The following is an 8071-nucleotide window of genomic DNA, read 5'->3' on the forward strand; positions in this document are numbered from 1 at the left end:
ATCACAAATTAAGGAGAGAATAACTTTGAAAAAAAGAATATTATTAACATCTCAAACTGAGGATAATATAAAGGCTTTGTATAATTATTATGAAAGAAATATTAAAAAAAATCGGCCTGATATTATAGTTGAATATAGTAGTTTTTATAAGTATAGAAACATTAAAATTCTACACTATATTATAAGAGCAAGTCAAATGTTAAAGAATTATTCTGTTGTTGTTTCTGATTATACAACTAGTGTTTTTTCTAAAGCTAGAGATGGTATTTTTATGAGCCATGGATACGGTACTAAAAAGACTCCAGGAAATAATGAAGTTAATAATGAAAAAACAATGGATATATTTAAGAATATCAGAACTAACATAAAAAATGTAGTAACGCTTTCAGATAGGGACAGTACATATTTTTTAAGATCCACTGAACTTGACAAAAATCCGCTTCCTAATTACATGCCACTTGGATTACCAAGGAATGATATGTTATTTGACGGGGAGTATATTTCTACCTGTAGAGAAAAATTTGATATCAAATATAATACTAAAGATAAAAAAATCCTGTTATTTTGTCCAACTTGGAGGGGTTATAAAATAGAAAAGGAATTTCCTTTTACAGAAGTTGATTGGTTAAGGCTTGATAAGTTTATGGGGGAGAATAACTTTAAAATGATTTATCGGCCCCACTATTTAGAGAGACTAATAGATGATAAGGTCTTTGATGATATGACGAACATTGTAACCATAGATTTTGATGAACAAATGTCCACTCAAAGTATCCTTGCAGTAACTGATATGCTACTCACTGATTATAGCTCAATTTATGTGGACTATTTAGTGTTAAATAGACCAATTTGTTTTTTGCCATATGATAAAGTACAGTTTGATGAAGAGAGAGGCTTAGCTATAAATTTTACTAATGACTTAGATACACCAGGTCCTAAGTTAGAGAACATGGATGATTTAATAAATTATATGAACGATACTTACAATGATGACAAATATATAGACATTAGAAAAGCTGCTCAAAAAAACTTCTATAGTTTCCTAGATGGGAATAGCTGTAAAAGGGTATGGAATTTAATAATAGGTTTTGTAGATAAAAAATAGGAGGTAGATATTAATGAATATTGCTATTATACTTGCAGGTGGAAAAGGTACTAGAATGGGTATAGTTGATCAACCTAAGCAATTTATTGATATATATGGTAAACCGATAGTTGTACACACAATTGAAGCATTTGATATACATGAGCAAATAGATGCAATAGCTGTGGTTTGCCTTAAAGAATGGCATGAAGATATAAAGATATGGACTAGAAAATTCGAACTCAATAAAGTAAAATGGATAGTTGACGGTGGAGAAACAAGGCAGGAATCCGTTTTAAATGGTCTAAGGGCAATTGAGGAAGATGTAAAACCTGACGATATTGTAGTTATTCATGATGCTGCAAGACCACTTATTTCACATAGGATAATAGTTGGGAACATTGAAGGAGCTAAAGAGTATGGTGCAGTAGATACTGTTATTCCTACTTCAGACACTATAATTCAGAGTGTTGACGATAACACTATATCTTCAATACCTGTGAGGAAAGAATTGTACATAGGGCAAACTCCTCAAAGCTTTAAATATTCAACTATATTAGAGGCTCATGAAAGTGCAGCAAAATCTAATCTTCAGGATTCTACTGATGACTGTAGATTAGTACTTAATTATGGAAAAAAAGTTCATCTAGTAACAGGAGATAAACTAAATTTTAAAATTACTACAATGGAAGATTTACTTCTACTGAAATCAATAATTAAAATGAGTAAATTGGAGCGAATATAATGTTAACTAGAGGTTTTAAAATAGTTCAGTCTAAGAGATTTGAAGTTTACATAGAAGATTTAGAAGTAAATGTAGGAGATGCAGTAGTAAAGATTAATACAGCGGCTGTATGTAAAGCCGATTTAAGATATTATCTAGGTACTAGAGATGCTCGAACACTTGATCTTAAATACCCAATAAATCTAATACATGAAGCTATAGGAACAATAGTTAAAGATCCTACCAATACTTTTGAAAAGGGAGATAAGGTTGCCCTAGTGCCAAATATTATGCCTTTAACTGAAAATCAGGACGAGAGTGAACACGCACTATGTGCAAATAAAAGACTAGGAGAAAACTATTCACCTAAGGCATTATTTGCATCAAGTACTTATAATGGATACTCTAAAGATTATATTGCATATCCAGCCCGCAATCTTGTTAAGATAGATAATACTATTGACTCTAATATTGCGGTGTTTGCAGAACTTATTTCTGTGGCCAATACAGCAATTCGTAGAATAGTATTAAAAGATGAAGATATTGTAGGCATTTGGGGTGATGGGATACTAGGGTATATATTATGCTCAGTGCTCAAACAGTTACATAAGGGACATATTATAGTGATAGGACACAATAAAGAGAAACTAGATATGTTTGAAGGGGTAGAAACACTTCTAGCCAGTGATCCAAGCATTAAGAAGAAAAAGATTAATGTTGCTTTTGAATGTATTGGTGGCATAGCTGCACAAGGTGGAATTGAACAGATTTTGAGCACTGTAATCCCAGGGTCTAAATTAGTTTTAGCAGGAGTATCAGAAAATCCTGTAGAAATTAATACCCGTAAGATATTAGAAAAGGGATTAGCAATTTATGGAGTTACAAGGAGCAACGTAGAAGATTTTAAAGTTGCAGCAAGTTTACTTAAAAAACCAGATTTTAGATCAGATATTTCGAAACTAATCATAGATGCAGAACCTATCTATGGAATTAAAGATTATTATAGAGTATTCGAAGCAGAGGCAGAAAGTAAACAACTTGGGAAACATATTATGAATTTCAAATTTTAAAGCAAAGAGGAAATTAAATGAATATAAATAAATCACTTAGAGTAATATTTGTAGAGTTTTTAGGGATATTGATTGGCGTATTGAGTGCACTCGTGATACCAAAGGTTTTTGATATACAATCTTATGCTTATTTAAAGACATTTACACTATATATCACATATGCAGGAATGCTCCATTTTGGATTTTCAGATGGAATGTATTTAATATTAGGTGGTAAAGATATAACAGATATAAAAAGAGAGAAAATAAAAGGTTATTTCTATGTTATGTTAAAGATAGTAACAGCTGTAGTAGCATTGTTGATAGTCATATCAATATTTATTATAAAAGATATGGTGTTTAGATGTTTTGTATTTTATATCTTACCGTTTCAAGTTGTGTTATTTATTTCTCTATTATATAGAGCTACAGGTGAGTTCAACAAATATGTAGTAATAAGAATAGCGCAAAATATAGTAAATTTAATATCTATTCTTGCAGTCATATTAATCATAAAGTCACCAATTTTATATATGAGGATTCAAGTTATTGGAAATATAGTTATGGCAATAGTTGGTGGAGCTATAATTATTTTTTCAACAAAAAAGGCAGAAAAAATAGGACACTTAGAAATAAAAGCAATAACAAGTATGGGTTTTACTATAATGATAGCAAATGCTGTAAGCCTTCTATTTATTACTTTAGATAGATGGTTTGTTAAAATAAAATTTACAGTTGATGATTTCGCATACTATTCTTTTGCGGTATCAATGTTAAGCTTATTTTTAGTTTTAATAAATTCAATTACAGTTTTATTTTATCCTTATTTAGCAAGAAACAAGGGAGATGCGAAAGTCGTCTCAAAAGTTAAAAAATATATTATATTAATATGCACGTTTGCACCTGCTGGTTATTTTGTATTGGAATTTATAGTGAATAACTTTCTAAAACAATATACACCATCACTAGAAATACTAGGAATATTGATAATTGGGATACCATTCATTACCTTAACAAATGTTTTGTATGCAAATCTTTATAAAGTAGGGAAAAGGGGCAAGGAATATTTAATTGTAGCCTCTAAAATGGTAGCATTAGCATTTATATTAAATGCATTTGCGACATACGTATTAAATAATCCCGTAATGATTGCATATGGAACACTTATTACATTAGTTGTATGGTATATATATTCTTCATTTGATTTTGAAGGATTAAAAATACACAAAAATGAGATAATTCATTTTATTGTATATTTAGTTTGTTATCAAACAGTTAAAATAATTCCTGTTCCATCATTACTTAAAGCATTTATGTTCTTAATAAGTATGTTAATTTCAGAATGCATTTTATTTAATTCTGATTTGAAATATATTATATCTATGGTGAAGAATAGGAAAAACACTAAAGAAACCAAAAAACTTAAGAAATAGGAACAAAAGAAATGTTTCTAAACTTGAATAGAAAGAAGAGTGCAAAATGGAGCTTAGAGAATTAGATACATTTGAAAAAATATCAATCTTAATACCAGCTTATAATCCAGATAATAAACTGATAATTTTAGTAAACAATCTTATAAACGCAGGATTTATAAATATTAGCATAGTGGATGATGGTAGTAGTGAGGAATATAAGCCGATTTTTAATCAGTTGGAACATATGACAAAGTGCCATATCTTAATTCATGCTGTGAATATGGGGAAAGGTAGAGCACTTAAAACAGGATTTAATTATTTTCTAAACAATTGTGGAGAATGTGTTGGTATTGTTACAGCTGATGCTGATGGTCAACACAGTATTGAAGATATTATAAGGGTATCGCAGAAACTAATAGATAACCCTGACAAACTTATATTAGGGTCCAGGAACTTTTCAAAATCAAATATCCCTTTCAGAAGCAGGTTTGGGAATGTTTTGACCAGAAAAATGTTTAGTTTTCTGGCTGGAATAAAAGTTAGAGACACCCAAACTGGACTTCGAGCTATTTCTTATGATTTTGCATTGGATTTAATGAGTGTTCATGGAGAAAGATTTGAATATGAGACCAATATGCTACTTGAATGCAAAAATCAAGATATTGCTATAGATGAAGTGTGTATTGACACGATTTATATAGAAGAAAATAAATCATCTCATTTTAATCCGCTTGTAGATTCAATAAAAATCTATGGTGTTTTCTTTAAGTTTATATCATCATCATTTTTATCTTTTATTTTAGACATTTTTTTATTTTCAATGTTTGCAAAACTTCTTCATAACCTAACACCGGGATATTTCATTCTATTATCAACTATTGGTGCAAGAGTTATGTCTTCATTATTTAATTATAATGTAAATAAAAACGCAGTATTTAAACACAAAGCTATTGATAAAATGGTGTTAGTTAGATATTATATTTTATGTGTAACTTTAATGCTTATATCAGGGTTAAGTGTATCAGCAACTTGGTTTATTTTTAAGAGCTCTGAGGTCCTAATCAAAGTGGTAATAGATAGTATTTTGTCCCTTATGAGTTATAAAGTTCAAAAGGAATGGGTTTTTGGTAAAAAATATGTTTCAAAGAAATTATAATATGTTAAATTTGAAAGGAGCCATAAACATATGTATTTACTATTTATCTTTGCACTATTATGCTCAGGAGCTGCTATAATTTCTTTGAAATTTGATAAAAAAATTGAAGAAACCTTCTCATTATGGATCTTTTTAATAATTTTAATCTTATATTTATTTGGATTATTAGGTTTCCTGAAAATTGGAGTATATAGTGTAATTGCAATAGGGGTAGTTAGTATGTTTTTTTGCTGTTACTCTATTTATTCTAATAGACAAAATTTTATAAAAAATGTTATGACACCGGGGTTTGCAATGTTTATAGTATTCTTCGTGTTAGCATGGTGGGCACAAAAAGGAAGAATGCTTACATCTTGGGATGAATTTTCACATTGGGGAACTGTAGTTAAAAATATGTACATACTCGATGCACTTGGCAATCATCCAGATGCAACTACTGTATTCAGGGGGTACCCTCCTGCAACTGCATTGTTTGAATATTTATGGATGAAACTATCTGGAAATTTTACAGAGGGTAACTTATATATGGCTATGAACATATTATATTTTTCATTAATGATACCTGTATTTAGTAATATAAGATGGAAAAATGCTAGCAAGATAGTTATCAGATTTATATTAATATTAATACTCCCTTTGGCATTCTTCCAGGATTTTTATAGTATTATAATGGTAGATGCAATACTAGGAGTTATGTTCGCTTATATTCTCATTACTTATTATGTAAATGAAATGAGTACTTTTAAAATTATCAACATAAGTTTAGCATTATTTGTATTAACCATTACAAAAGCATCCGGATTTGGTCTCGCAATTATATCTATTATAGTAATTGCGTTAGATCTTATATTTGTAAAAAGACAGGAGTTAAAGAAATACATTAAACAGGATAAGAAAATTAATACTGTTAAAAGAATTGTATTAGTCTTGTGTCCTATAATCTTCGCTTTATTATCAAAATATTCATGGTCCATATATATTAAAATTACTAAAACAAATGAGGCTTGGAATACAAGTGAAATTAGCCTCTTAAATATTAAAAGTTTGTTTAATGGAAATGCTCCACATTACCAAATGGCAACAATAAAGAACTTTATCAACGCCTTCTCGGAGCTTTTTTTAACTGACTACACGCTTAAGTTATCATTTATGAGTTGGATTGTGTTACTTATAGTAATTTCTATTATACTAATCCAATTTATTTGTAATGATAGTGAAAGAAGTCGATTTAAATTAGCAACTATTAGTTTATTTATGGGAAGTGCAATATACACACTCTCTTTACTTATTTTATATGTTTTTACATATTCAGAGTATGAGGCTACTAAATTAGCTTCTTATTCAAGATATTCAGGTACCTATCTCCTAGGAGTCTTAATTTTTCTTGTTATGACTATAAGTTTTAAAGAGCAAAGGTGCATTACTAAATTTAAGGTAGCAATTTCTAGTTGCATATTATTATCGTTATTATTAAATATAAAAGTAACTCCAGTTATTAATTGTTTCTTATTAGGACCCTACAATACAAAGGGTACAATAACATTACGTGCATCTTATGCGCCTATTACAAAGATAAAACAGGTAGTAAACAGTAAAACTGATAAGTTGTATTTTATTTCTGTTGCAGATAATGGGTTTGATTTTTGGGTGAGCAGATATAATATAACACCTATAAAAACTAATTTGAATTCAGATAGTTGGAGTCTTGGTAAACCTTATTATAAGGGAGACATTTGGACTAAAGATATTGATGTAGATGTGTGGGCTGAGGAACTAAAAAGTGACTACACCTACGTGTATATTTACAGAACTAATGACACTTTCAATAAAAGATATGGTGAGATTTTTGAGGGTGGAAGTACATCAATTAAAAACGATACACTGTATTATGTGAAGTTAGGGGCCACCCACGTGGCAAGAGGCATGCTGATTAAGGTGGAAATTGGGAATTAATAATTTAATTATAGATGAATAAAATATAGGGTCGAATTCTTAATAATAGAGGTGTATTTTAGGAGATAAGTTTGGAATGTTCACACAGTGTTGGTAAGTTGTAAAATGAAATGACCATATAACAAAAAAATAAAGACTCAAGAGAAAAACTCTAGTACAATGTTAAGTGACTAAACCAACACAAGTACAGGAGGATTTCAAATGAGTTAATTAAATTTTATCACAGTAAGCAAAAAAGGTAAACACCTTACCTATGAGGAACGTATAAAGTTGGAAACACTATACAAGTTGGGGCTAAATTAAAGATGCATAGCAGAGCAAATAGGTGGTCGGTGCGAACGTGCAATAAGGCGTGAAATTACTAAAGGAATGGTAGTACAATTTAACATTACGAAGGCAGTACAGTGCAGAGGTTGGACAACTAGAACATGACAGACAAGGCACGGAAAAGGACCTGCACTAAAAATGGGAAAAGACCACAAATTGGTGAAGTATTTAGAAAATGCCATTGGTCAAAATGGTGAATCTCCCTACGCAGCAATTCAAAATATTAGAGTACTCACGGAAACTAATAAATAAAACTTGAATTTGTTTTGAGTTGTATAGAATTATAAAATTTAATGATATTAGAGCGGTTTGTAATAAAAACAGGTATAGCAAACAAGCCTGCACGGTGCAAGAATTTTTAAA

6 protein-coding genes are annotated in these 8071 nt (G+C 29.9%); all 6 read left to right on the top strand.

The window, feature by feature from the left end; all coding sequences use genetic code 11:
* Nucleotides 1-25 precede the first annotated feature (25 nt).
* The 6 genes from JJD95_RS06390 to JJD95_RS06415 are packed head-to-tail and all read left to right on the top strand — an operon-like array spanning nucleotide 26 to nucleotide 7381.
* Nucleotides 26-1105: a CDP-glycerol glycerophosphotransferase family protein gene (locus JJD95_RS06390; RefSeq protein ID WP_291641497.1), complete on the top strand. Its 1080-nt coding sequence runs from the start codon at nucleotides 26-28 to the stop codon at nucleotides 1103-1105.
* Nucleotides 1106-1118: 13 nt separating this feature from the next.
* Nucleotides 1119-1829 carry a 2-C-methyl-D-erythritol 4-phosphate cytidylyltransferase gene (gene ispD / locus JJD95_RS06395; RefSeq protein ID WP_291641499.1) on the top strand — a complete coding sequence of 237 codons (711 nt, stop codon included), beginning with the start codon at nucleotides 1119-1121 and terminating at the stop codon, nucleotides 1827-1829.
* On the top strand, nucleotides 1829-2878 hold the full coding sequence (locus JJD95_RS06400; protein WP_291641502.1) for an alcohol dehydrogenase catalytic domain-containing protein: 1050 nt from the start codon (nucleotides 1829-1831) through the stop codon (nucleotides 2876-2878). The genes ispD and JJD95_RS06400 overlap by 1 nt, the downstream gene beginning before the upstream one ends.
* Nucleotides 2879-2895: 17 nt before the next feature.
* Entirely contained in the window at nucleotides 2896-4290 is a 1395-nt protein-coding gene (locus JJD95_RS06405; protein WP_291641505.1) for a hypothetical protein, read from the top strand.
* Nucleotides 4291-4336: 46 nt separating this feature from the next.
* Nucleotides 4337-5428, top strand: a complete 1092-nt coding sequence (locus JJD95_RS06410; protein ID WP_291641507.1) for a glycosyltransferase family 2 protein — start codon at nucleotides 4337-4339, stop codon at nucleotides 5426-5428.
* Nucleotides 5429-5458: 30 nt separating this feature from the next.
* Nucleotides 5459-7381: a hypothetical protein gene (locus JJD95_RS06415; protein ID WP_291641509.1), complete on the top strand. Its 1923-nt coding sequence runs from the start codon at nucleotides 5459-5461 to the stop codon at nucleotides 7379-7381.
* Nucleotides 7382-8071 lie beyond the last annotated feature (690 nt).

The organism is Clostridium sp. (assembly GCF_016650035.1).
Taxonomy (GTDB): domain Bacteria; phylum Bacillota; class Clostridia; order Clostridiales; family Clostridiaceae; genus Clostridium_AD.

Bases quoted from the DNA above. Each gene is read 5' to 3' on its own strand.
- JJD95_RS06405 (WP_291641505.1), top strand. From the start codon at position 2,896: ATGAATATAAATAAATCACTTAGAGTAATATTTGTAGAGTTTTTAGGG.
- JJD95_RS06410 (WP_291641507.1), top strand. From the start codon at position 4,337: ATGGAGCTTAGAGAATTAGATACATTTGAAAAAATATCAATCTTAATA.
- JJD95_RS06415 (WP_291641509.1), top strand. From the start codon at position 5,459: ATGTATTTACTATTTATCTTTGCACTATTATGCTCAGGAGCTGCTATA.
- JJD95_RS06400 (WP_291641502.1), top strand. From the start codon at position 1,829: ATGTTAACTAGAGGTTTTAAAATAGTTCAGTCTAAGAGATTTGAAGTT.
- ispD (WP_291641499.1), top strand. From the start codon at position 1,119: ATGAATATTGCTATTATACTTGCAGGTGGAAAAGGTACTAGAATGGGT.